This is a genomic window from Thermoanaerobacter sp. CM-CNRG TB177 (assembly GCF_018588165.1).
GTDB classification, from domain to species: Bacteria; Bacillota; Thermoanaerobacteria; order Thermoanaerobacterales; family Thermoanaerobacteraceae; genus Thermoanaerobacter; species Thermoanaerobacter thermocopriae.
Genome location: NZ_JAFCAC010000056.1, coordinates 52,205 through 54,391 on the forward strand (window position 1 = coordinate 52,205; position 2,187 = coordinate 54,391).

General features: G+C 33.5%; 1 protein-coding gene and 1 pseudogene. One reads left to right on the forward strand and one right to left on the reverse strand.

The features are described 5' to 3' along the window. Positions 1 to 471, forward strand: a pseudogene (locus I4N53_RS06120) (transcriptional regulator); the annotation flags it as partial. Between the two features lie 181 nt (positions 472 to 652). Here the strand turns inward: I4N53_RS06120 and I4N53_RS06125 are convergent. Continuing rightward, positions 653 to 1,804 carry a hypothetical protein gene (locus I4N53_RS06125; RefSeq protein WP_009052072.1) on the reverse strand — a complete coding sequence of 384 codons (1,152 nt, stop codon included), beginning with the start codon at positions 1,802 to 1,804 and terminating at the stop codon, positions 653 to 655. Between the last annotated feature and the right edge of the window lie 383 nt (positions 1,805 to 2,187).

Here is a 2,187-nt window from a genome sequence, read left to right on the forward strand (position 1 = left end):
ATGGTAAAAGAAACAATTACTAGCGATATGGAAGTCAGAATATTGATGAATATGGCATTGATAATTGAAAAAAAAGAATCAACTCAAAAAAGTCTTGAGCTGCTTCTCTTTTGCTTAGAAGCTCTCTCACCACAAGATTGGGAAACAAAAATAAAAGTCTATTACAATATTTCTTATCGCTATCACCTTCTATCCATTTACGAAAAGTCTCTCTACTACGCCAATCTAGGTATAGAAACCTGTGTAAAAAATAATACCCTAAGCGGTTTAGGGCTTTTACTCTTCAGAAAAGCAATTGCAGAACTAAACCTTGACAAAGAAGTGTACAAAGATTCCCTCATTAAATCTATACATATATTTGAAATAACTGGTCAGGAGAGGCTTAAAAAAATAACCATAGGGTCCTGTAAAAAACTTTATAAGTTGGAAATTACCAAAGAAAATGGTATGGTCGTGATGAAAGAGTTGTGAATTTTGATTCTTTAAGCATTTGAAATTCCTCCACAAAGCCTCACCTCTTTCTAATACATTCCTATAGCGTTTTTATCTGCTATATCAAAGATTAAAAGGCCAATCACAAAAAACGGCTGTAATTGCAATTAAGAAATTAAAAAATTAATAAAATCCCCCTCCAACCCTACAACTTTAATTTTTACTCCATCATACTATTTGTCCCGCTTGTATTTGGGAAAATGATATCCCTTTCTCCGCCAAAACTACTGCTTCTAGGTATGTCGTATGTTTCCACTACCTTATTTTCTTGGTCTATTAGCTCTATCCCTTTCTCTGTCCTTCGCAAAAGTCCCATCATTTGCCCATCTTTTAGCGCAAAAACATAGAGTTCTGGAGGCTCGGTGGGCTTCACCATTTGAATACCTACAAATAAAATATCTTCATAGCTCCCCAAAATTTCTATATTAACCGGCATGGCTGATTTCAATGTTTCTGAAGCATATTTCTTCTGATACTCTATGATATTGTTGATTGGCTTAAGTTTCATACTATCAATATCTACTTCTGCAGGAACTGTAAGAGTAGGTATAAAGAAGCTTTTCTCAATAGAAGTTGTATTGTCTGGTAAAGGGGGTAACGCCGGTGATAATTCTGCATTTTCTGGAATCTCTACTTCTCCCCATTCTATTTTTTCTGCCTTAAGATCATATTTTGCTATGAAAAGTTTTGCATAGATTTCCCCTGCACCCGGTATAAAGCAGGAATACAGTATAAATACCTCATCTCCCTTTTTGATAATTCCTGCTACAGTGCCTGTTTCTCCTATTCTGTACTCTTTACCGTCATTCCCTTTAAAAAAGTGTGGAGGAATAACCAACTCTATTTCTTTATCCTTACTATTCTCAGTAAAAACCAAAATGTATTTGTCCTTTTCTTTACTGACCAGTTTTACATCTTTCCCCCAAATTATTCTTTCTTGCAAAGGAATTTCTACTTTCTCGACATTTCCTTGATACTCTTGAGAAACTTGTGCATATGATGGAATTACCAAATGTCCTTTTCCATCCCATGAAATTGGAGACTTCTTGTAAATTTCTTTTGGTACCTCTTTCTTTAGAATGGTATGCATGATTTTTGATTCATCTTTTATTTTCTTGTGTTCAAGGTCCCAATAATAAAGCTTCGCTTTTACTTCCTCTTCTTCCTCCTCAAGAATTGCAAAAGGACTTCCATTCAATTTTACCTTCTCTTTTTTCTCCTCAGTGGAACAACCACAGGTCATTATAAAAGTTAATACAAAGATTATAAATAAAGACAAGACTTGTTTAAATTTTTGCTCTTTTTCTTTCATTCTTCCAACCCCTTGTCTTTTAAAATTTAATTGTTTTGGATAATTATGTCCACGCCTAATTATTATCACTGTAGATAATAATACGGTTGCATTATTTTTTTATCATTTATATAGGCGAGCTTTACGTTAACATATGTCAGTATCCAAGCAGAAAAGTTACTCTTGTCAATAAAGCTATACCTTTTTCAATTTTATCCTACCATTCTTGCCTCTTCCAGTAAAATGGCAAAATTGTTGAAGAACTATCCCAATATTTCGTTTTGGCAAAGTTATTCACTTTTTCTTTCTTTTTCTCCTTTTTTCATATATCGTCATTGAAAAAATGATACACTGTAACTTTAAGTTGCATGACAGAAATTTCAGAAAAAACCTCAAGAATAGTA

Coding starts and splice junctions, on each gene's coding strand:
- I4N53_RS06125 (WP_009052072.1), bottom strand. CDS start 1,804: ATGAAAGAAAAAGAGCAAAAATTTAAACAAGTCTTGTCTTTATTTATA.